This is a genomic window from Microvirga sp. GN3 (genome assembly GCF_055792825.1).
Genome location: NZ_JBVVAK010000025.1, coordinates 48,318 through 69,256, shown reverse-complemented (window position 1 = coordinate 69,256; position 20,939 = coordinate 48,318). Strand labels below are relative to the sequence as shown.

At 63.8% G+C, this 20,939-nt stretch carries 17 protein-coding genes; 9 read left to right on the top strand and 8 right to left on the bottom strand.

Features of this window, described 5'->3' with window-relative positions; translation table 11 throughout:
• The first annotated feature begins 81 nt into the window (after positions 1-81).
• The 4 genes from fumC to ACS5Q1_RS14430 all read left to right on the top strand — a co-directional run bounded on the left by fumC (position 82) and on the right by ACS5Q1_RS14430 (position 2,547).
• Positions 82-1,476, top strand: coding sequence for a class II fumarate hydratase (gene fumC, locus ACS5Q1_RS14445; protein WP_473098854.1), 1,395 nt, complete (start codon positions 82-84; stop codon positions 1,474-1,476).
• Between the two features lie 14 nt (positions 1,477-1,490).
• Positions 1,491-1,679 (top strand): DUF4169 family protein, encoded by a 189-nt coding sequence (locus tag ACS5Q1_RS14440; RefSeq protein WP_473098853.1) that lies wholly within the window; start codon positions 1,491-1,493, stop codon positions 1,677-1,679.
• On the top strand, positions 1,680-1,931 hold the full coding sequence (locus ACS5Q1_RS14435; protein ID WP_203443096.1) for a ribbon-helix-helix domain-containing protein: 252 nt from the start codon (positions 1,680-1,682) through the stop codon (positions 1,929-1,931).
• A 91-nt stretch (positions 1,932-2,022) separates the two neighbouring features.
• Positions 2,023-2,547 (top strand): cysteine hydrolase family protein, encoded by a 525-nt coding sequence (locus tag ACS5Q1_RS14430; RefSeq protein ID WP_473098852.1) that lies wholly within the window; start codon positions 2,023-2,025, stop codon positions 2,545-2,547.
• 29 nt (positions 2,548-2,576) lie between these two features.
• On the opposite strand, the gene ACS5Q1_RS14425 is transcribed toward ACS5Q1_RS14430, so the two are convergent.
• Together ACS5Q1_RS14425 and ACS5Q1_RS14420 are read right to left on the bottom strand one after the other, a co-directional pair.
• Positions 2,577-6,149 carry an AsmA family protein gene (locus ACS5Q1_RS14425; protein ID WP_473098851.1) on the bottom strand — a complete coding sequence of 1,191 codons (3,573 nt, stop codon included), beginning with the start codon at positions 6,147-6,149 and terminating at the stop codon, positions 2,577-2,579.
• An 83-nt stretch (positions 6,150-6,232) separates the two neighbouring features.
• Positions 6,233-7,648: an FAD-binding oxidoreductase gene (locus ACS5Q1_RS14420; RefSeq protein WP_473098850.1), complete on the bottom strand. Its 1,416-nt coding sequence runs from the start codon at positions 7,646-7,648 to the stop codon at positions 6,233-6,235.
• A 183-nt stretch (positions 7,649-7,831) separates the two neighbouring features.
• Between ACS5Q1_RS14420 and ACS5Q1_RS14415 the strand changes: the two genes are divergently transcribed.
• Positions 7,832-8,374: a thioesterase family protein gene (locus tag ACS5Q1_RS14415; RefSeq protein ID WP_473098849.1), complete on the top strand. Its 543-nt coding sequence runs from the start codon at positions 7,832-7,834 to the stop codon at positions 8,372-8,374.
• Here ACS5Q1_RS14415 and ACS5Q1_RS14410 read toward each other — a convergent pair.
• A complete protein-coding gene (locus ACS5Q1_RS14410; RefSeq protein WP_473098848.1) occupies positions 8,371-8,652 on the bottom strand; it encodes a hypothetical protein in 282 nt (93 codons plus the stop codon). The two genes, ACS5Q1_RS14415 and ACS5Q1_RS14410, sit on opposite strands and share 4 nt — an antisense overlap.
• 148 nt (positions 8,653-8,800) lie before the next feature.
• On the opposite strand from ACS5Q1_RS14410, the gene ACS5Q1_RS14405 reads away from it, so the two are divergent.
• The 3 genes from ACS5Q1_RS14405 to ACS5Q1_RS14395 all read left to right on the top strand — a co-directional run bounded on the left by ACS5Q1_RS14405 (position 8,801) and on the right by ACS5Q1_RS14395 (position 13,520).
• A complete protein-coding gene (locus ACS5Q1_RS14405) occupies positions 8,801-11,176 on the top strand; it encodes an ATP-dependent helicase (protein WP_473098847.1) in 2,376 nt (791 codons plus the stop codon).
• 69 nt (positions 11,177-11,245) lie between these two features.
• Entirely contained in the window at positions 11,246-12,517 is a 1,272-nt protein-coding gene (locus ACS5Q1_RS14400; RefSeq protein WP_473098846.1) for a class I SAM-dependent methyltransferase, read from the top strand.
• Positions 12,518-12,599: 82 nt separating this feature from the next.
• A complete protein-coding gene (locus tag ACS5Q1_RS14395) occupies positions 12,600-13,520 on the top strand; it encodes a 50S ribosomal protein L11 methyltransferase (RefSeq protein WP_473098845.1) in 921 nt (306 codons plus the stop codon).
• Between the two features lie 277 nt (positions 13,521-13,797).
• On the opposite strand, the gene ACS5Q1_RS14390 is transcribed toward ACS5Q1_RS14395, so the two are convergent.
• Complete coding sequence (locus tag ACS5Q1_RS14390; RefSeq protein WP_473098844.1) at positions 13,798-14,022, bottom strand: hypothetical protein; 225 nt, start codon at positions 14,020-14,022, stop codon at positions 13,798-13,800.
• A gap of 325 nt (positions 14,023-14,347) precedes the next feature.
• Here ACS5Q1_RS14390 and ACS5Q1_RS14385 point away from each other — a divergent pair, with 325 nt between their 5' ends.
• Positions 14,348-16,168, top strand: a complete 1,821-nt coding sequence (locus tag ACS5Q1_RS14385; RefSeq protein ID WP_473098843.1) for an aminopeptidase P family protein — start codon at positions 14,348-14,350, stop codon at positions 16,166-16,168.
• A gap of 111 nt (positions 16,169-16,279) precedes the next feature.
• Here the strand turns inward: ACS5Q1_RS14385 and ACS5Q1_RS14380 are convergent, their stop codons facing one another.
• The 4 genes from ACS5Q1_RS14380 to ligA form a co-directional block, all read right to left on the bottom strand.
• Positions 16,280-16,579 carry an AzlD family protein gene (locus ACS5Q1_RS14380; protein WP_203443084.1) on the bottom strand — a complete coding sequence of 100 codons (300 nt, stop codon included), beginning with the start codon at positions 16,577-16,579 and terminating at the stop codon, positions 16,280-16,282.
• On the bottom strand, positions 16,576-17,286 hold the full coding sequence (locus ACS5Q1_RS14375; RefSeq protein ID WP_473098842.1) for an AzlC family ABC transporter permease: 711 nt from the start codon (positions 17,284-17,286) through the stop codon (positions 16,576-16,578). Before ACS5Q1_RS14375 ends, ACS5Q1_RS14380 begins: the two co-directional genes overlap by 4 nt.
• 65 nt (positions 17,287-17,351) lie before the next feature.
• Positions 17,352-18,218, bottom strand: a complete 867-nt coding sequence (locus ACS5Q1_RS14370) for a helix-turn-helix transcriptional regulator (RefSeq protein WP_473098841.1) — start codon at positions 18,216-18,218, stop codon at positions 17,352-17,354.
• Between the two features lie 47 nt (positions 18,219-18,265).
• Positions 18,266-20,425 carry an NAD-dependent DNA ligase LigA gene (ligA, locus tag ACS5Q1_RS14365; protein WP_473098840.1) on the bottom strand — a complete coding sequence of 720 codons (2,160 nt, stop codon included), beginning with the start codon at positions 20,423-20,425 and terminating at the stop codon, positions 18,266-18,268.
• Positions 20,426-20,939: the final 514 nt, after the last annotated feature.

The window sequence follows — 20,939 nt, the reverse complement described above, 5'->3', positions numbered from 1 at the left end:
TACAAGGCCTCCATGCGCGTTCGCAGTTGCGAGCGCCACCATTTGAGATAAGAACACGCAACTCCATCGAAAGAGGTCAGGATGTCGCCCTCAACCCGCATCGAAACAGATACCTTCGGCCCCATCGACGTTCCCGCCGACAAGCTCTGGGGCGCCCAGACGCAGCGCTCGCTCCAGAACTTCCGCATCGGGACGGACAGGATGCCGCTGCCACTGGTCCATGCGCTGGCCATCGTGAAGCAGGCGTCCGCTCTTGTGAACAAGGATCTGGGTAAGCTGGAGCCGCGTCTCGCCGACGCCATCTCTGCCGCTGCCGCCGATGTGGTGCAGGGCAAGTATGACGATGAGTTTCCGCTCGTGGTCTATCAGACGGGCTCGGGCACTCAATCCAACATGAACATGAACGAGGTTCTCTCGAATCTCGCTATCGAGCGCCTTGGCGGAGAGCGCGGCAGCAAGAAGCCGGTTCACCCGAACGACCACGTGAACATGGGCCAGTCGTCCAACGACTCGTTCCCCACGGCTATGCACATCGCGGTCGCCCGCGAGATTCATGATCGGCTCGTTCCCGCGCTCAAGCACCTGCACAAGGCGCTGAACGAGAAGGCAGAGGCCTTCAAGGATATCGTGAAGATCGGCCGCACGCACCTGCAGGATGCGACCCCGGTCACCCTCGGCCAGGAATTCTCCGGCTATGCCGCCCAGGTCCAGCTCGGCATCGCCCGCATCGAGCAGACGCTTCCCGACATCTATGCGCTCGCCCAGGGCGGTACCGCCGTCGGCACGGGTCTGAACGCCCATCCGGAATTCGCGGACCGCTTCGCCTCGAAGGTAGTGGAACTCACCGCTCTCCCCTTCACCTCGGCGCACAACAAGTTCGAGGCGCTCGCCTCCAATGACGCTCTCGTCTACACGCATGGCGCGCTTTCAAGCCTCGCGGCCGGCCTGTTCAAGATTGCCAACGACATCCGCCTGATGGGCTCGGGCCCCCGCTCGGGCATCGGCGAGATCTCGCTGCCCGAGAACGAGCCTGGCTCGTCCATCATGCCCGGCAAGGTCAACCCGACCCAGGCCGAGGCCATGACGATGCTGTGCTGCCAGGTGGCCGGCAACCAGACCACCGTGACCTTCGCCGGCAGCCAGGGCCATTTCGAGCTCAACGTGTTCAAGCCGGTGATCGTCAACGCGGTGCTGCAGTCGATCCGTCTCATCGCGGACGGCGCGATCAGCTTCACCGACAATTGCGTCGTCGGCATCGAACCCAACAGGGAACGTCTCAACGAGTTGATGCAGCGCTCGCTGATGCTCGTGACGGCGCTTGCCCCGTCCATCGGCTACGACAAGGCCGCCGCCATCGCCAAGTCGGCGCACAAGAACGGCACGACCCTGAAGGAAGAGGCCCTCAAGGCCGGTGTGGCGGAAGACCACTTCCACGCCGTCGTTCGTCCTGAGACGATGCTTCAGCCGGGCGAGTAAGAGACATTTGCGCCATGGCTGAGATCATCAATCTGCGCCAGGCGCGCAAGCACAAGGCGCGGGCCGAGAAAGAGGCCCGCGCCGACGCAAACCGCATCGCGTTCGGCCGCACCAAGGCCGAGAAGAACCTGACGAAAGCCGAGCAGGATCTGGCGAAGAGCCGCCTCGACTCGCACAAGCGCGATCACGACGAGAAGCCGTGAATGGGCTTCGGCATCGTCAAGCGCTCCGTCTCCATCGCCGGTCACCGGACGAGCATCTCCCTTGAGGAGCCCTTCTGGGAAGGACTGCGGGAGATCGCGGAACGGGACAGGATGTCCGTCCAGTCCCTGATCGGGCGCATCGATGCGGAACGGGGCGAACAGAATCTCTCCTCCGCGATCCGGGTTTTCGTGCTTACGGATCTGCGCCAGCGCCTGAGCGCTTCCTCGTTGAACGGCACAACTCCACTTTAAACGTCAGCCGTCGACACCTTGTCACGGACACGATAGTCCTGGGATGAACTCATGCGCTGTAAAGCATGAGAGCAAACGTGTGAGGTTCGCGATGGCGACGGGATTGCTGGTGATCGATCTGCAACGCGGCATGTTCGAATCCGGCGTGTCGCCGCACGACGGTGAGGGCGTGCTGTCGCGGGTCGCGCAACTACTCAAGAAGGCGCGCGCTCGCGGAATCACCGTGCTACATGTCCGGCACGACGGCGGAACCGGCGACGATCTGGAGCGCGATACGCCCGGCTGGGATGTTCACCCTGCCGTTGCGCCGCTGGATGGCGAGCCTATCATCGACAAGGACCGCTGCAGCGCCTTTCACGGCACCGACCTGCACGAGCTACTGCAAGCACGCGGGATTGCGCGGCTTGTCATCGCCGGCATGCAGACTGAGTACTGCATCGACACGAACTGCCGCACCGCGCATGGTCTTGGTTATGCCGTCTCGCTGGTCCGTGACGCGCATACAACGTTCGACAATCCTGCACTGTCGGCCGAGCAGATCGTCGCGCATCACAATCTCACGCTTCGGAACGGCGGGTTCGTAACATTGGTCGATGCGGCCGAGGTTGAGTTTTGAACCTCAAAACAACGTTCACGCCCAGCACTCTATCGCGTCGGCGGAGCCCCATAGACTGATGGCGGCGGGCCGATCTGGACCGGTGGATTCAACGGTGGCACCGAGGTCTGCGATGGCGCTGCCTCGGGCTCTTCCTCCGGCTGGTTCTGGTGCTCCGATTGCAGCCGTTCTGCTTCCCGGCGGGCGCGCTCGGCTTCGGCCCTGGCTCGGGCCTGACGAAGTGCCTCCTCCTCGGCCGCCTTGGCCCGCTGCCGCTCCGCCTCCCGCTGCGCATCGATCTGGCGCTGGCGCTCGGCCGCAGCCCGCTCGAACGCCTCGATCTTTTCCAGCTCGCGCTTGAGCACGATGGCGGCAAGCCCGTTGCGGAACGGACCTGCATCGATCTGGCGGACGGGGGCCGCCAGGGAGCCCTGCCAGTTCAGGCCGACCGAAGGCGGCGCCCCGACCCATTCGGGCGGCGATGCTTTAGCTGTAAGTGCACCCCGCGCATCGAGCTGCAAGGTCTTGAGGTCATAGGTGACCGCGCCCTGCCAATTGGCCGGTCCGCTCTCGGCCACGAAGGGAGAGAGACGCAGCAGGCCGCCGACGAGCGCGGCCGAAGTCTTGACGGGGCCCGAGCTGAAGGGACCTCGACCGAGCTCCATCCCGAGGATCGCCTCCGCCTTGCCCTCGGCCAGGGGATCGTTCTCGGCGAGCGCGCGCTTGAGAGCCCTGTCGAACACCGACGGATCGGCCGCGGGAAGGCGGAGATTCGTGACCTGCCACTCGCCGGCGCCACCGAGATTGGCCACGAGCTCGGAGAGGCTTGTGCCCGCAGCCCCGAACCGCAGCGGGCCGGACAGAACAGCCTCGAACGGCGAGGATCCGGTCAGAGCCCACAGAGGCACCTTTTCCAGGGCCCCCTCGCCGACGATGGTCGCGGTTCCGGCCTGACGGGTGATGGTGGCCGAGCCCGTGATGCGGCCGGAACCGATGGTGGCATCGAGATTGCGGATGGAAATGCCGTCCGACTGCGCTCCGACGACGAAGGAGGCGCGGCTCGCCTGAAGGCTGCGGCCGAGCTCAAGCGCCCCGACCCGGAAGGTCACCTGCCCGCCGGTGACGAGGCGGCCGCTCTGACCGAAGCGGGCCGTGGACCAGATCGCCGTGGTGCCGGCATCACCCGGCACGTTCAACGCTAGGGCCGCCGTAAGCCATGGTAGGGACAGCCGCCCGAGCGACACCTCACCACTGATCTCCGAACGGGAGACGACGACAAGGCGCGCCTGCACATTGTCGTTCGACACCTTGCCATTGATGTCGAGCAGAGTCGCGCCCCGCTCCCGGCCCAGGGTTACGCGTCCATTCACGGGCACCGGCGGAGCAACACCGGCGCCATCCCCTAAGAGGAGTAGAAAGGGCGTGATATCCGGAGTCGAGACTTCGACCTCGCCGCTATCCACCACATCGTCCGTCTCGCTCAGGGCGAAGGGGCGCGTGGTTGCCACTTTCACGCTGGCGATGTCCCCGGCGAGGGTGACGTTGAACAGGCCGGACCCGACGCGGACCCCGCGCAGATCGATCCTGGAAGGCCGGTTCAGCCCTGCCATATTCGCGCGGTTGACCCAGCGCCCCGTGTTGTCGGCAGACAGGCCGATCATGAGGTTCCGGGTCCGCCCATCGACCGATTCGACCTGCCCCTCGAACGGGCCACCGGCCACACGACCCTTCGCGGTCGTGCGCAGCCGCAGCTCGGTCGAGCCCGGAGCCGGCGCAACCCGCTCCGACGTAACATCGAGATCGAGCGCGCCCTCACGAACGAAATGGGGCACGAGCTTGGAGATCCCGCCGATCCATACGCTGCCCAACAGGTCGACCAGGGGACTGGCGCGCTGAGCGGTGACCTTACCGGTGATCTGCCCCGATCCATCGGGAGCGATGCGCCCCCGCACCCGGGCATTGGCTCCGGCGAGATCGACGATATCGAGCGTTTCCACCAGAAGCGCCGGTCCGTCGGACAGGATACGGGCCGAGATCCGACCCGTGGGAGCGCTCTTTCCGGCGCTGACCCCGCGCGCATCCAGGATGAAGCCGACGTCGAGATTTTCCGTGGCCTGGAACACGCTCGATACCTGCGGCAGGTCATCGAGGTTCAGGCCCTGGATCGCGACCTGGGCCTCCAGCTTGCCGCGCTCATTGGCCTCCGGCGCGGTGTAGCGGGCATTCCCGGTCAGAACTGACTCGCCCGTCTTCAATCGCAGGCGGTTGAAAGAGAGGACCGGGTTCGAGAAGGCGATCTCCGAGGAGGCCTCGACGGGACGTCCGTCAAAGATTCTCAGGAGCGGCGAATTGATGCCGATACGGGCGAGATAGCGCGCCAGGCGGTCGGACGCGTTGGAGGCCAGTGCCACCTTGCCGTTGATGCCACCTCGGGTGGTCAGGCCGAGCTGGCCCTCAAGCGCGACCCGCGTCTCGCCCGGGGCATTGAATTCGATCCGGTCGAGCGTCGCCCGTCCCGTGTCGAGGGACAGACGCAGGACGGCATTCGAGAGATCCTCCTGGCCCAGGCCGATGCTGTCGATCTTGAGGTCGAGATCGATCGGCACCCGGATCAGCGGGAGGGACCATTGCGCCAACCGGCTTTTAAAGTCCTGCCCGTTTCCTGACAGGATGAAGCTGTCCGCGTCGAGCCGGCGCCCTTCGAGCTTGAGGGAGATGCGCGGATCGTCGAGGCCGATCCGCCCCTCACCCGTCATGCGAAGGCTTGCGCCACCCTCGCCCGCCTCGAGGCTGATCGGCTTGAGTTCGACGGCGCCCGGCACCGCCTTGAATTCGGTCTCGACGGCGATGGGGATCGGGATGCCTGCCGCCGCAACCTGTGCCGGAGGGCCGAACAGGACCTTGGCCTTGCCGGCGACCTGCGGCGTTGTGGCGTCGCCGTTTCCTTCGCTCAGCCCCAGCCGGGCATCGATGTCGAAGCGCGGGTAGATATCGCCTCCGCCCGAGAGCTTGACCTGGATGCTCTTATCCTCGGCCAGTTCTCCCGTGACCAGACGAAAGGGTACGCCGGAGGTGGTGCCCTCGACTCGCCAGGGGCCGATCAGCTTCTGTCCCTCGATGGCGACGTTTTCCGCGAATGCCTGGTGCGTGCGGCCGGTGCTCGCACTCTGCGTGGTGACGAGAAGCTGGGCGACGGTGAGATTCTCGATGGTCCATCGGCGGGCGCGACCGCTGCCAGACACTAGGTCCGGCGGCAGGCGCCATTCGCCATCGCCCGAAACCGGTATGCGGATATCGGCCCGGCCTACCTGCGTTTCCGTAAACCGCACGTCGCCCTGGAGCAGCGGCGTCAGGGCGACTTCGGCCCGAATGTTTTCGGCAATAAGAACGGGCGAGTCCGGTGTCTTGCCGCCAAGCCTCAGGCGACCGAGGATCACCCTGGGCGCCGGCAGAAGACGGATGCTGATATCGCCCTCGGTCTTTGCCTCCGTGCCGGACGCGCGCGAGATCATCCCGTCGATCGTGTTGCGATGGGCCTCCCAGTTGACGAAGGGAGGCGCCGCCACGGCAATCGCCAGGATCAGGATCACGATGGATGCGATGATCGTCAGGATATCGCGCAAGAGGCTGCCTTTTCTCCGTTACTCTGAGACGTCCTTACCTCATGACGCCAAGGACCGGGAGCATTGTTCCATGTGTTCCACCGTCAAAGCGCAACGATCTTGCCTGGATTCATGATGTTGTGGGGATCGATGGCCTGTTTCAAGACGCGCATGAGGTCCAGCGCAGCCGGCCCATGCTCCACCTCCAGATACTTCATTTTCTTCTGGCCCACGCCGTGCTCGCCCGTGCAGGTGCCCTCCATGGCGACCGCCCGCCGCACCAGCCGGTCGACAAAAGCTTCGCAGGCCTCGATTTCCGCCGGATCGTCCGTGTTCACGAGCGGCTGGACGTGGAAATTGCCGTCGCCCACATGGCCGACGATGGGAGCGACAAGACCGCTTTCCAGGATGTCCTGCTTGGTCGCATCGACGCATTCGGCGAGGCGGGAGATCGGCACGCAGACATCGGTTGCCACCGATTGCGCGCCGGGCCGCAGGCCCTTCGCGGCCCAATAGGCATCGTGACGCGCCTGCCAGAGGCGCGAGCGTTCCTCAGGTCTAGTCGCCCACTCGAATGGCCCGCCACTGAACTCGGTCGCGATCTCGCCGAAACGCTCGGCCTGTTCGTGCACACCGGCCTCGGAACCGTGGAATTCCAGAAGCAGCAGCGGGCTCTCCGGCAGGGTGAGCTTGGAGTGAAGGTTGACCGCCTTTACCTGGACCTCGTCGAGCAGTTCGATGCGCGCCACCGGGATGCCGGATTGGATCGTCATGATCACCGCGTCACAGGCCGCCTTCACGGTCGGGAACGGGCAGATGCCGGCCGAGATCGCCTCAGGAATGCCGTTGAGCTTCAGGGTGATCTCGGTGACAACACCCAGCGTTCCTTCCGATCCGATGAGGAGACTGGTCAGGTCGTAGCCCGCCGAACTCTTCTTGGCACGACTCGCCGTCTTCACGATCTCGCCATTGGGAAGCACCACCGTCAGCGCCAGGACCACGTCCTTCATGGTCCCGTAGCGGACTGCGTTGGTGCCGGAGGCACGTGTCGCGACCATGCCGCCGATGGAGGCATCGGCCCCCGGATCGATGGGAAAGAACAGGCCCTTGTCCCGCAGGTACTCGTTCAATTCCTTGCGGGTCACGCCCGCCTCGACCACGCAATCCAGATCCTCGTCATGGACGGCGATGATGCGCTTCATCAGGCTCAGATCGATGGAAACTCCACCATAGGGAGCATTGATATGCCCTTCGAGAGACGTGCCCGTGCCGTAGGGAATGATCGGGACCCCATGCGCGGCGCAGAGTTTCACGATCTCCGACACCTCCTCGGTCGTCCGGGGATAGACCACGATGTCCGGCGGCTGGTTTCTCACCCAAGTCAGCGTATGCCCATGCTGTTCGCGCACGGCAGCCGAGGTCGCGACCCGGTCGCCGAAACGCTGGGACAATTCGGACGACAGGGCGGCAATGGAGGCGTCTGTGGCTTTCTGACGGGCGGTCACCTGGGGGGCATTCATGGAGGCTTCAGATCCGGTTGCGATGCTCATTCCACCCATAGCTACCAGAACCGTTGCAAAGGCAACACTCCAGATGAGAAAGATGCCACAGCCCTCATGCACAGGCCGCATGAACGTGCTAACATTCACCCCTTTCGGGGAAAGGAACGGTCATCTGAGCGGCATCGAGGAACAAGTTTGACCATGGAAAAGCGGACGCCCGTCTTTTTCTTTGCGCCCTTCGTGTCGTCCACGATGCGGGTCGAACCCGCTTGGATCGACTATAACGGCCACATGAACATGGCCTATTACCATGTGCTCTTCGACCGGGCCGTGGAGGAAGGCTTCAGCCTCGTTGGCCTGGGTCATGACTATATGGAGAAGCGCAAGGCGTCCTTCTTCGCGGCCGAGGTTCACACCATCTACAAGCGCGAACTGACGATGCATGACCGGGTGCGAGTCACGCTTCAACTCGTCGATTTCGACGAGAAGCGCATCCATTATTACCTGGAAATCCGCCATGCCAGTGAAGGTTGGGTTGCCGCCTCGATGGAGGGCGTGTCCCTCCATGTGGACATGCAAACCCGAAAGGTCTGCCCCTTCCCGGACGATATCGCGGCCAATCTCACTGTCATGAAGACCACCCATTCCCGGCTGACGAGGCCGCAGGCCCTGGGCCGCGTCATCGGCATTCCGCACAAGGCCGAGATTCAGGACGCCCTCTCAGCCTCGGGCACGCGCCATTAGCAAACTCTCCCCCGCCCGCAGCCCGCGCGCGGCACCGGGGGGAGATAGCGTGGGGCGAACAGCCGATCCCGATCGACATTCTGCCGGATCTGGTTGCTTTTGCTCTGAATATCCTGCTCAACGCCCAAAATACGCTGATCCTGCTGGATCCGCCGGTTGATCGCGTCAGTATTCCGCTCTGCGGGGCCGGTGCGCGGCAGGCGCGTCTGGGCCTCGGCCGACACAACCAGGGGCAGGAAAAGGCTTGAGACGATGGCAAGGGCCATCACGATACGCATGGGACATTCCTCTTCGGGCCTGCCATATCCATATGGCAAGAGAGCCCTTCTTCGACAATGAGATGGGAGCCTGGAAGTTCGAGCCTGCGGCAGGATCGACAGGCATTCGGGCTCGACGCCGTTCGCCTTTTGATCCATGGTCCCGCCGATGAATCAGTCCGACAACCGCCCCAATCCGCAGGACAGCCTTGCCCATGAGCCGGCGCCCGGTTCCTTGAGCGCCCGCGCCCGTGCGGCGGTTGCGCCGCAATCGCCCTATCTGAACGGCCTGAACCCGGAACAGCGCGCCGCTGTCGAGGCCACGGAAGGGCCGGTTCTGGTGCTGGCAGGCGCCGGCACCGGCAAGACCCGCGTGCTCACCACCCGGATTGCGCACCTGATCGCCACCGGCAAGGCCTATCCGTCTCAGATCCTCGCCGTGACCTTTACCAACAAGGCGGCGCGGGAGATGCGCGAACGCATCACCTCGGTGATCGGTCCGGTGGCCGAGGGGATGCAGTGGCTCGGCACCTTCCACTCGATCGGCACCAAGATCCTACGCCGCCACGCGGAACTGGTCGGCCTGCGCTCGGACTTCACCATTCTCGGCACGGACGACCAGCTGCGCCTGATGAAGCAGGTGATCGAGGCCGAGGGCATCGACGAGAAGCGCTGGCCCGCGCGCCAGCTCGCGTCTCATATCGATGGCTGGAAAAACCGTGGCCTCGGGCCCGATCAGGTTCCGGCGGGCGAAGCCGGCGCCTTCGCCAACGGCAAGGGCGGAAAGCTCTACCGGGCCTATCAGGAACGTCTGAAGGTTCTCAACGCCGTCGATTTCGGTGACCTGCTGCTCGAATGCCTGCGCCTGTGGCGTGAGCATCCAGACATCCTGGAGCAGTACCAGAACCGTTTCCGTTACATGCTGGTGGACGAGTACCAGGACACCAATGTCGCCCAGTATCTCTGGCTGAGGCTGCTCGCCCAGGCGCGCAAGAATCTGTGCTGCGTCGGTGACGACGACCAGTCGATCTACGGCTGGCGCGGTGCCGAGGTCGACAACATCCTGCGTTTCGAGCACGACTTTCCCGGCGCGACCGTGATCCGCCTGGAGCGCAATTATCGCTCCACCGGCCATATCCTCTCCGCCGCCTCCGGCCTCATCGCCAAGAACCAGGGCCGCCTCGGCAAGACCCTGCGCACCGAGGACGAGCCGGGCGAGAAGGTGACGATCACCGGCGCCTGGGATTCCGAGGACGAGGCCCGCCTCATCGGCGAGGAAATCGAGGCGCTGCACGCCAAGAAGCATTCGCTCTCCGAAATTGCGATCCTGGTGCGCATCTCCGCCCAGATGCGCGAGATCGAAGACCGGCTCGTGACGCTCGGCGTCCCCTATCGGGTCATCGGCGGCCCGCGCTTCTACGAGCGCGCGGAAATCCGCGATGCGCTCGCCTATCTTCGCGTGGTCAACCAGCCTGCGGACGATCTCGCCTTCGAGCGCATCGTGAATACGCCGAAGCGCGGCTTGGGCGATGCCACGATCCAGGTGCTGCACAACCATGCCCGCGCCGCCCGCGTGCCGCTGATGGAGGCCGCGCGCTTCATCGTCGAGACCGACGAGCTGAAGCCGAAGCCCCGCGCCACGTTGCGCGATCTTCTGATCTCCTTCGGCCGCTGGTCGAAGCTCTCCGAAACGATGACGCAGTCGGAAGTCGCGCAGACGGTGCTGGAGGAATCCGGCTACACCGATATGTGGCAGAAGGACAAATCGGCCGATGCCGCCGGACGGCTTGAAAACCTCAAGGAGCTTGTGCGCTCCATGGAGGAATTCCCGGATTTGCAGAGCTTCCTCGAACACGTTTCGCTTGTCATGGAAGCCAACGAGAGCGACACCGCCGAACGCGTGAGCCTGATGACACTGCACGCGGCGAAGGGCTTGGAGTTCGATACCGTCTTCCTGCCCGGCTGGGAGGAAGGCCTGTTCCCGAACCAGCGCGCCCTCGACGAGAGCGGTCGCGCCGGTCTCGAGGAAGAGCGCCGCCTCGCCCATGTGGGCCTCACCCGCGCCCGGCGTCGCGCCAAGATCTATTTCGCCTCCAACCGGCGAATTCACGGTCTGTGGAACTCGACCGTTCCGAGCCGCTTCGTCGACGATCTGCCCGAGACCAACGTCGAGATTGTCGAGGCACCCGCGAACTTCTCCTATGGCGGCTACGGCGGGGGCTCGCGTTTCGACCGCATGCAGCCCTTCAGCGGCTCGTCCTACCAGACGCCCGGCTGGCAGCGCGCCCAGGCCCACCGCGCCTCGACCGAAGACGGCGGCTATTCCGCCCGCCGCTCCGGCGAACGACGCGGGCCGATGCTGATCGAGGGCGAGCTGGTGGCCAAATCCACCGGAGGCTCAGGCTTTGCGGTCGGCGGACGCGTCCTGCACACCAAGTTCGGTCCCGGCACCATCGAGGCGGTAGACGGTAACAAGCTTACCGTCGAATTCGACAAGGCGGGACGGAAGATGGTGTTGGATAGCTTTGTGGAGCCATTAGGCTAGCGTCCCCTCTAGCCACACGCCCGAGACTGTGGAACCATCCCGCCCCCGTCAAAGCGATCCGAGGTGGCGATGTTTCCCCTGTCTCACATGCTCAAGTCCTTCATTCGTGCCGGCACCCTGAAGGTGATCGACGCTGAGGGGAACGTGCATGTCTTCGGCGGCGAGAAGCCGGGACCGAGCGTCACCATGCGGCTGACGGATCGCTCGCTCTATCACAAGCTCTTCCTCAATCCGGAGCTGCATGCGGGCGAAGCCTATATGGATGGGCGCTTGAGCTTCGAGGACGGCTCCAACTTGCGAGACTTCCTCAACCTCTTCTCGATGAACCGCTCGACCCTGGCGAACTATCCGCTTCAGAGCGTGCTGAAGCGCATCTCACGCACCGTGAAACGGTTTCAGCAGGCAAATCCCGTGGGCAAAGCGCAGCAGAACGTGGCGCATCACTACGATCTCGGGAACGACTTCTACAAGCTCTTCCTCGACAAAGGCATGCAGTACTCATGCGCCTATTTCATCAACGACGATGACACGCTGGAGGAGGCGCAGCAGAACAAGCTCCGTCTCATCGCCTCGAAGCTGCGGCTCAAGCCCGGCCTGAAGATCCTCGACATCGGCAGCGGCTGGGGCGATCTCGCGCTCTATCTTGCCGCCATGGAGGACGTGGACGTCACAGGCGTCACGCTCTCGAAGGAGCAATATGAACTCTCGAACGAGAAGGCGCGGCGCGCTGGCCTGTCGGATCGTGTACGCTTCGAACTGCTCGACTATCGCAAGGTGGACAGGAAGTTCGACCGGATCGTGTCCGTCGGCATGTTCGAGCATGTGGGCGTGCACCATTACGGCGAGTTCTTCAAGAAGATCAACGCGCTTCTCGACGATGACGGATTGATGGTGCTGCACTCCATCGGCAAGATGAGCCCGCCCGGCACCGCGAGCCCGTGGCTGCGCAAGTACATCTTCCCCGGCGCCTACTCCCCTGCCCTGTCGGAGGTTTTTCCTGTCGTCGAGCAGAACCAGCTATGGGTGACCGATCTCGAATTCCTGCGCCTTCACTACGCCAAGACGCTCAACCACTGGCATCGGCGTTTCGAAGCCAACCGGGAGAAGATCGCGGCCATGTACGACGAGCGCTTCTGCCGGATGTTCGAGTTTTATCTGATCAGCGCGGAGACCATGTTCACCACCGGCAGTCAGCTCGTGTTCCACATGCAGCTGGCACGCAAGCGCGATGCCGCGCCCATCGTGCGCGACTACATCACAGACGTGCAGCGCGAGTACAAGCTCAAGGAAACCGAGCGTCTCAGGGTGCTGGAGCCGGCACGGGAGTTGAGCCCGGCCTGACGGCTGAAACCGGCTCCCGGAGACCTTTAGAAAGACGGCTTCAGGTGTTCCACTTTCAGGTGCGATGCTCTAAAGCGAGATCATGCTTGAAGGTCTGCACCCCAATCGCCCCACCCACGTCTTCCGCATCACCACAGACGAGCATTCTGCGCGCGCCATGACCGACATGATCGGCGAGATCTTCGATCCTGCCGAGAGTGCCGTCGCCTCCTTCGAGACAGAGGATGGCGGGCCGTGGATGCTGGAGGCCTATTTCGCGCATCAGCCCAATGAGGCCGCGATCCGGGATCTGCTGCGCCCCATCGTCGGCGCGGAGGCGGACAAGGGCGTTTTCCTCCCTCTCGAACAGAAGGACTGGGTGAAAGCTTCGCTGGAAGGCCTGAAGCCTGTCCGTGCGGGCCGCATCTTCGTCCATGGCTCGCATGATCGTCATGAGCGCCGCCCGAGCGACTTCGCCATCGAGATCGAAGCGGGCCTTGCCTTCGGCACGGGCCATCACGGCACCACCAAGGGCTGCCTGCTCGCTTTCGTGGATGAGCTGAAGACGCGTACGCCCCGCCATGTGCTCGATGTCGGCACTGGCACGGGCATTCTGGCCTTTGCGGCTGCGAAGATTCTGAAACGTCCCGTGGTGGCGGGTGATATCGATCCGGAAGCGGTGCGCGTGGCGCGTGAGAATGCGCGGCTGAACGGGATCGGAGCGTTTATGAAGCTCTTTGTGGGTCCGGGCATCCGCCATGCGGAGGCCGACCGCGTGGGGCATTTCGATCTCGTCTTCGCGAACATCCTGGCCAAGCCCCTGCGGATGCTGGCGCCGTCCCTGGCGCGCGTGGCGAGCCGGGACGGGACGATCATCCTGTCCGGCCTGCTGGCTCGCGACGTTCCCGGGGTCTTGTCCACCTATGCCCATCAGGGCTGGTATCTGCGGCGCCGCTACGACCTCGACGGGTGGGCGGCGCTGGTCTTGAAGCGGGGCAACGCTCGTCCGCTGCCCCGCTGCTAGAGCATCGGACCCAAAAGTGGCTTCCACTTTTGGGATTCAACTCGATGCTCCACTGTTTGACGAGCGCATCGTTGAGAGCGGAAAACCGGATCCAATTTTCACTGGCGTGGCCCTTCGGGTCCGCACGATGCGCTAATCGGTCTTACTCGGCCAGAACGCCCGGATAGCGCTTGGCGAGTTCGCGACGAAGCTTGAGGGTTTCGGCCCAGACTTCGCGGATGGCCTTCATGGCGGTGATGATGATCATGGTGCTGTCTCGTTTCGAAAAATGGGATGGTCAGATCTTGGCGGGCAAGAGCTCGGACTGATCGAGGAAGAGCGCCGAGTTATCCTGCCTGCGGTTCAGATCGTCGATGAAGGCCTCGTGGCGGCGCAGTTCCAGTCGGGCGCTTCTGGTGCGGCTTTCGACGACGGCGTTGAAGACGCACGTTGCGATTTGTGAAAACTTGGACGGCTTCTCTGGGCTACCGAAGAGGGCGGAAGAAAAAACGGCTGTGATCATGGGCTCATCTCCAACAGATTGGCGCTGAGACCCTTCAGCGTTCCTCTGTTATCGTTGTCAGGAAGATAAGCTCGGTCAGACTTTAGTTGAAGTCACAGAATCACATGCGCGCCATGCATCTATTGCAGTACGCGATCATAAAAGATCAACTTCTAGGCATCCGGCGCATATTTTGTAGGCGAGCTGGCGCTGGCTGGAGCACCGTCTGCTGGAGGTTTCGGCAGCCTCCATTCCCGCTGGATGGATCCCAAAAGTGGTTTCCACTTTTGGGTCCGATGCTCTAGCGTGTCGCCGTCTTCAATTCCGATCTTCGGTGCTGCTTTCCATGGCTCAGTTCCAGTTCTTCGACGACACGACTTCTCCCGCTCAAGGACCTCAGCATATCGCCAAGTTGCGGGCCGAAATGGCCCGGCGCGGCTTCGATGGCTTCATTGTCCCGCGCGCCGACGAACACCAAGGAGAATACGTTCCGAAGAGCGCTGAGCGCTTGGCATGGCTCACCGGCTTCACCGGCTCCGCAGGCACGGCAATCATCCTTCAGAACGAGGCTGCGCTCGTGGTCGATGGGCGCTACACGGTCCAAGCCGCCGAGCAGGTGGACACCTCCGTCATCACGCCGGTTCAACTGGCCAGTTCAACGCCTGAGGATTGGATCGCCGATCATCTGCCTCCGGATGGTACCCTGGCCTACGATCCGTGGCTCCATACCAGCGAGGGCCTGAAGAAGCTGGAGGAGGCGGTGAACCGCGCCGGCGGGAAACTTGCTCCGGTCGACATCAACCTGGTTGACGTGATCTGGATCGACCGTCCAGCTCCGCCGCATGCTCCCGTACGGCCGCATCCGTTGGACTGTGCGGGCGAAGCTGCCCCCGCCAAGTTGGAGCGCATCCGGAAGAAGATGGCGGAGGCGAAGATCGACGCCCTCGTCATCTCCGACCCGCACAATCTCGCCTGGGCCTTCAATCTGCGCGGCGGCGATGTGGGACACACGCCCCTCCCCCTCGGCTATGCCATCCTTCCCAAGCAAGGCCGTGCGAGCCTCTTCTTCGATCCGGTGAAGGTCACGAACGAGGCCGGTAATGCTGTGGGCGACCTCGCGGAATTTGCGCCCATCGCGACCTTCCAGAGCGCTCTCGATACACTCGGCCAGACAGGCGGCAAGATCCGCATCGACTCCGCGACCGGAGCCGTCGCTCTGATCCGGCGCATCGAGGCGGCTGGCGGTAAGGTTGATGTCGGGGCCGATCCCATTGCCCTCATGAAGGCGGTCAAGAACGAGGCCGAGATCGCGGGCTCCCATGCGGCGCATCTGCGCGATGGCGTGGCAGTCGCGCGTTTCCTGGCCTGGCTCGACCGCGAGGCGCCTTCAGGCAAGCTGACGGAGATCGATGTGGTCGAGTCGCTTGAGGCCTTCCGCGTCGAGACCGGCGCTTTGAAGAACATCTCGTTCCCGAGCATTTCAGGCGCGGGCCCCAATGCTGCGCTGCCCCATTACCGCGTCACGAGTTCAAGCAACCGTACCCTCGAGCCGAACCAGATCTTCCTGATCGATTCCGGCGCGCAATACGAGGATGGCACCACGGACATCACCCGCACGATCATCGTGGGCGAACCGACTCCTGAGATGAAGGACCGCTTCACCCGCGTGCTGAAGGGCCATATCGCTATCGCGCAGACCGTGTTTCCGAAGGGCACGACGGGCGCCCAGATCGATTCTTTCGCCCGTAGGCCGCTCTGGGAGGCAGGCCTCGATTTCGATCACGGCACCGGCCACGGCATCGGCAGCTACCTCTCCGTGCACGAGGGTCCGCAGCGCATCGCCAAAACCGGGCACACGCCGCTCGAAGTCGGCATGATGCTGTCCAACGAGCCAGGCTTCTACAAGCCGGGTGCCTATGGCATCCGCATCGAGAACCTGATCCTCGTCGAGCCGCGCACCATTCCCGGCGGCGACCGCGAGATGATGGGCTTTGAGACGCTGACCTTTACCCCCATCGACCTGCGCCTCGTCGAGCCCGCGATCATGACCGCCGACGAGATCGCATGGCTCAACGCCTATCACGCCGCGGTGCGTGAGAAGATCGGGCCGAAGCTCGATGCCGAGACGCGGACGTGGCTGGAGAATGGGACGCGGGCGATTGGCTAGAGCATCGGACCCAAAAGTGGGCTCCACTTTTGGGATCAATTCCGATGCTCCCTCCTATAAGCGGCGCATCGTTCGGCGCGGAAAACCGGATCCACTTTTCCGCACGATGCGCTAGAGCAGGTTCCGCAGCACCACGACGGAAACCACGCCGACCGCTACCGTCCCGAGCAGCGGAAGTCTGAACGCCGCAACTGCCGTGATCGCCGCAGCAATGGCTTCCGCCCATCCGGTGGTGAGCGCAGTCGGCGCGATCACGGCCACCAGCACGGCCGGCGGAATGGCGTCGAACGCAGCCTTGGCGCGGCCCGTGAGCACAAGACGGTCGGCGACGAACAGACCTGCAATGCGGGTGAAATAGGTCACGGCCGCCATGGCGATGATGGCGAGCAGGGTCGTCGTGTCGAGGGTCATGAGCGCGTCTCCTCGGGAGCGGCCAGATAGGCGGCAGCAATGCCGGCGAGCGCACCCGAGGCCACATGCCAGGGCGCACCGATGAAGTAGTGGACGAGAGCCGCGACGCCCGCGCTGACGGCCACAGTCACCAGCGTCACGCGGCTGCGGCCGAAGCCGGCGACGAGGCCGATGAACAGGGCCGTGAAGGCGAAATCGGCGCCGATGCGCTCGGGATCGCCCAGGAACGAGCCGAGAATGGCGCCGATGGTCGAGGACAGGGTCCAGTTTGCCCAGAGCACGACCGCCATGGCCGCCCAATAAGTGCCCGTCACCGGGCGCTCCAGAGCGCGGCGCTCGGAGAGGGCCCAGGCCTCATCGGTGAGGAAGAAATAGGCCAGCAGGGTCTGGAACCGCGACATGCGGATCTTCGGCGTAAGCGACGCGCCCATCAGCACGTGCCGCACATTGATCAGCAGCGTCGCGAAGGCCAAGGCCGCGATGGGTGCCGGGCTGACCCAGGTTTCGATGGCGGCGAACTGCGCGCCGCCGGCAAAGACCAGGGCGGACATCAGTATGACTTCGAGAGGTGACATTCCCTTGGCAGCCGCAACCGCGCCGAAGAGAAGACCGATGGGAACGGCCGCAACGGCGACCGGCGCGATATCACGCAGGCCGGCTTTGATTTCGCGGCGATAATTGGTGGCGAAGGGACTCGATTGATCCATGACGATGCTCTTTTCCCGGCCTTATGCAGGACGGACGACGAGCCGTCTTGGATGAAAGTGCGGTTTTATGCGGCCCGGTAAGCCCCAGGCGTCACGCCCATCCGGGCCTTGAAGACCCGGTTGAGATGGCTCTGGTCGAAGAAGCCGCAGGCGGCGGCCACATCGCCGGGCGCCTCGCCCTGCGCCAACAGCCGCGTCGCGGCGCGGAAGCGCCGGTCGAGGAGATAGGCGTGCGGGGTCAGGCCGGTTTCCTTGGCAAAGGCGCGGATGAAGTGGCTGCGGGACAATCCTGCCAGATTCGCGAGATTGGCGAGATCCGCCTCCTCTCCGATATGGGCATCGAGATAGTCGCGGACCCGCAGGATGCTCTTCGAACCGTAGCGGACGGCCGGCAGGGCATCGAGATCGGCCCAGCGGGCGATCAGACGGCTCAGGAAATCGATCAACCGGGTGTCCTGCTCCATCTCGGAGGTCCAGCCGTCGTCCTGGCGAAGGCAGGCATGGAGCTTGACCTGGGCGTGGAAAAGCTCTGGATCCTTGATCACCGAATGTGGGAACCAGGGAGCGCGCGAGAGCGGCCGCCCGGCCACATCTTCGGCGATCTCCTGCATCAACTCGGACGAGGGATAGAAGGTTCGGTACTCGAACCCGCCACCATAGGGCTCCCCGTCATGGATCTCGTCAGGGCAGACGACCGCCACGGAACCCGCCGGCGCATAATGCTGCTCGCCGCGGTGGAAAAAGGTCTCGCAGCCCGCCAGGACCGCCGCGATGGCGTAGGTGTCGTGGCTGTGGCGGGCATAGGCATGACGGCGGAAGGTCGCGCGCAGGCAATCGAGATCGCGAAAGCGCGGCACTCGCCAGAAATGCGTCACGTCTCCCGCTCCGACCAGTTCAGGGTCGAGCGAGACCTCGGGGGTGATCACCGTCATGGCCGCCACCATGCCACATCATTGCGCACAAGTCTTGGACAGAAGTCTCACCCCCGCCCGACGAGGGCGAACCAGCCGTCCTCGTCCATGACCTGAAGTCCGAGCTCGGCTGCTTTGGCGAGCTTCGAGCCCGCGCCGGGCCCGGCCACCACGATATCCGTCTTCTTGGACACGGACCCCGCCACCTTGGCCCCAAGGCGCTCGGCCATGGCCTTGGCCTCCTCGCGGGTCATCTGCTCCAGCGAGCCGGTGAACACCACGGTCTTGCCCGCCACGGGCGAATTCGCGGCGGCGGGCGCCTCCATCGGCTCGACGGTCGCTTCGGCGAGAAGCGCATCGAGCAGCTCCTCGTTGTGCTTTTCCTTGAAGAATTCGACGACGGCTTCCGCCACTACCGGCCCAATGCCGCCGATGGCGGTGAGCTCCGCATGCGCTTCCGAAGTCTCATCCGCTGCCGCCTGCGCCGTTTCGCGCAAATGCTCGAAGGTGCCGAAATGGCGCGCGAGCAAACGCGCCGAAGTCTCGCCGATATGCGGGATGCCGAGCGCGAAGATGAAGCGGTTGAGCGCAATCGAGCGGCGCTCTTCGATGGCGGCGAAGAGATTCTTCGCGCTCGTCTCGCCCCAGCCTTCCCGGTTCTCCAGACGCTTGAGGCTCTTCGCATTGCGAGCCTGCAGCGTAAAAATATCCTGCGGCCGCTGGACGAGACCTTCGTCGTAGAATTCGTCGATGCGCTGTCCGCCTAAGCCTTCAATGTCGAAAGCATTGCGCGACACGAAATGCTTCAGTCGCTCGCGGGCCTGGGCCGCGCAGATGAGACCGCCGGTGCAGCGGCGCACCGCATCCTCCTTGCCGGTGCGCGGATTGACCTCGCGCACGGCGTGGCTGTGACAAATCGGGCATGTGGTCGGAAACTTGTACGGCTTCGCGTCATCGGGACGCTTCTCCAGCACCACGTCGAGCACCTTTGGAATCACGTCACCGGCTCGATTGATGATCACCGTATCGCCGATGCGGATGTCGATTCCGTTGCGGATCTTTTCGCCGTTGCCGCCGATGCCCTTGATGTAATCCTCGTTGTGCAGGGTCGCATTCGACACGACGACGCCGCCGACGGTGACGGGCTTCAACCGCGCGATGGGATTGAGCGATCCCGTGCGGCCCACATTGATCTCAATGTCTTCCAGCACCGTCACGGCTTTCTGCGCCGGGAACTTATGTGCTAGCGCCCAGCGCGGCGAGCGAGACACGAAGCCGAGACGCTGCTGCAGGCCCAACTCGTCGACCTTGTAGACGACGCCGTCGATGTCGTAGCCGAGATTGGCGCGGTCGGTCTCGATGGCATGATAATGCTCGAGCATCTCAGCGATGCTCGTGCAGCGACGCGTGAGCGGATTGACCTTGAGTCCGAAGCTCTTGAAGCACTCCATCATGCCATGTTGGGTCGTTGCCGGCATCTTGCTCACCTCGCCCCAGGCATAGGCGAAGAAGCGCAAGGGGCGCGACGCGGTGATCGACGAATCGAGCTGACGCAGGCTGCCCGCCGCCGCGTTGCGCGGATTGGCAAAGAGTGGTTTGCCGGCTGCTTCCTGCCGCGCATTGATCGCCGCGAAATCCTCGTGCGAGAGATAGACCTCGCCGCGCACTTCCAGGGTCTCGGGAATATCCTTGCCTCGCAGCCTGTGCGGAATGTCCCCCACCGTTCGGGCGTTGTTCGTCACGTCCTCGCCCACAGCACCGTCGCCGCGGGTGGCGGCGGAGACGAGCTTGCCGTCCTCGTAGCGCAGGCTGAGCGACAGGCCGTCGATCTTCGGCTCGGCCGTGAAGGCCAGCGGTGCATCGGCCTTCCACTGCAGGAAGCGACGGATGCGCTCCACGAACTCCTCCACCTCCTCGTCCGCGAAGGCATTGCCGAGCGAGAGCATCGGCACCCGGTGCCGGATCTTGCCGAATTTCTCCGACACCTTGGAGCCGACCTTCTCGGTCAGGCTCTCGGGCGATTTCAGCTCGGGGAACTGGTCCTCGACGGCCTCGTAGCGCTTGCGCAGGACATCGTAGTCCGCATCCGAGATGCTCGGCGCATCCTCTTCATAATAGAGCCGATCGTGCTCCTTGATTTCGGCGCCGAGCGCCTCGTGCTCGCGCTGCGCCTCATCGGGCGTCAGGTGGTCGACAGGCTTTTGAGAGATGTTGCTGCGTGGGGGCATGATCGAATCGTACATGTGGGTGTTTGAACCATAGCGCTCCGCGACAGAGTCTCCAGGGGTGAGGAAACACTTGCGCCCGCCATCCACCGTCATCCCGGACGGCGAAGCCGATCCGGGATCGTTGACAGGATGTGGCTTCTGAGCCTCGACGCAGTCATCCCCGCGCAGGCGGGGATCCAGAACCGCCGACGGTGCCGGACTGATTGAACGTCGTGGTTATGGATCCCGGGCTCCGCTGCGCAGCCCCGGGATGACCGCGCTGGACTGGTTTGCCCGATCCCGGATCTCCGCTGCGCTTCGTCCGGGATGACGTTCCTTCATCCGCCTCTCTGGCGTCATCCCCGTCCCCGGACTTGATCCGGGGATCAGTCCCGGGGATCCACGTCTGCTTCGGCTCTTGGATAAAGGCGTGGATGGCCGGATCAAGTCCGGCCATGACGGGTGTGGGTGGGGATGGGTCTATGTCAAAGAGCCAGCACCGTGGGGCCCGCAGCGTTGCGCTGCGAGCCTGACG

Coding starts and splice junctions, on each gene's coding strand:
- fumC (WP_473098854.1), top strand. CDS start 82: ATGTCGCCCTCAACCCGCATCGAAACAGATACCTTCGGCCCCATCGAC.
- ACS5Q1_RS14440 (WP_473098853.1), top strand. CDS start 1,491: ATGGCTGAGATCATCAATCTGCGCCAGGCGCGCAAGCACAAGGCGCGG.
- ACS5Q1_RS14435 (WP_203443096.1), top strand. CDS start 1,680: ATGGGCTTCGGCATCGTCAAGCGCTCCGTCTCCATCGCCGGTCACCGG.
- ACS5Q1_RS14430 (WP_473098852.1), top strand. CDS start 2,023: ATGGCGACGGGATTGCTGGTGATCGATCTGCAACGCGGCATGTTCGAA.
- ACS5Q1_RS14420 (WP_473098850.1), bottom strand. CDS start 7,648: ATGAATGCCCCCCAGGTGACCGCCCGTCAGAAAGCCACAGACGCCTCC.
- ACS5Q1_RS14415 (WP_473098849.1), top strand. CDS start 7,832: ATGGAAAAGCGGACGCCCGTCTTTTTCTTTGCGCCCTTCGTGTCGTCC.
- ACS5Q1_RS14410 (WP_473098848.1), bottom strand. CDS start 8,652: ATGCGTATCGTGATGGCCCTTGCCATCGTCTCAAGCCTTTTCCTGCCC.
- ACS5Q1_RS14405 (WP_473098847.1), top strand. CDS start 8,801: ATGAATCAGTCCGACAACCGCCCCAATCCGCAGGACAGCCTTGCCCAT.
- ACS5Q1_RS14400 (WP_473098846.1), top strand. CDS start 11,246: ATGTTTCCCCTGTCTCACATGCTCAAGTCCTTCATTCGTGCCGGCACC.
- ACS5Q1_RS14395 (WP_473098845.1), top strand. CDS start 12,600: ATGCTTGAAGGTCTGCACCCCAATCGCCCCACCCACGTCTTCCGCATC.
- ACS5Q1_RS14390 (WP_473098844.1), bottom strand. CDS start 14,022: ATGATCACAGCCGTTTTTTCTTCCGCCCTCTTCGGTAGCCCAGAGAAG.
- ACS5Q1_RS14385 (WP_473098843.1), top strand. CDS start 14,348: ATGGCTCAGTTCCAGTTCTTCGACGACACGACTTCTCCCGCTCAAGGA.
- ACS5Q1_RS14380 (WP_203443084.1), bottom strand. CDS start 16,579: ATGACCCTCGACACGACGACCCTGCTCGCCATCATCGCCATGGCGGCC.
- ACS5Q1_RS14375 (WP_473098842.1), bottom strand. CDS start 17,286: ATGGATCAATCGAGTCCCTTCGCCACCAATTATCGCCGCGAAATCAAA.
- ACS5Q1_RS14370 (WP_473098841.1), bottom strand. CDS start 18,218: ATGACGGTGATCACCCCCGAGGTCTCGCTCGACCCTGAACTGGTCGGA.
- ligA (WP_473098840.1), bottom strand. CDS start 20,425: ATGCCCCCACGCAGCAACATCTCTCAAAAGCCTGTCGACCACCTGACG.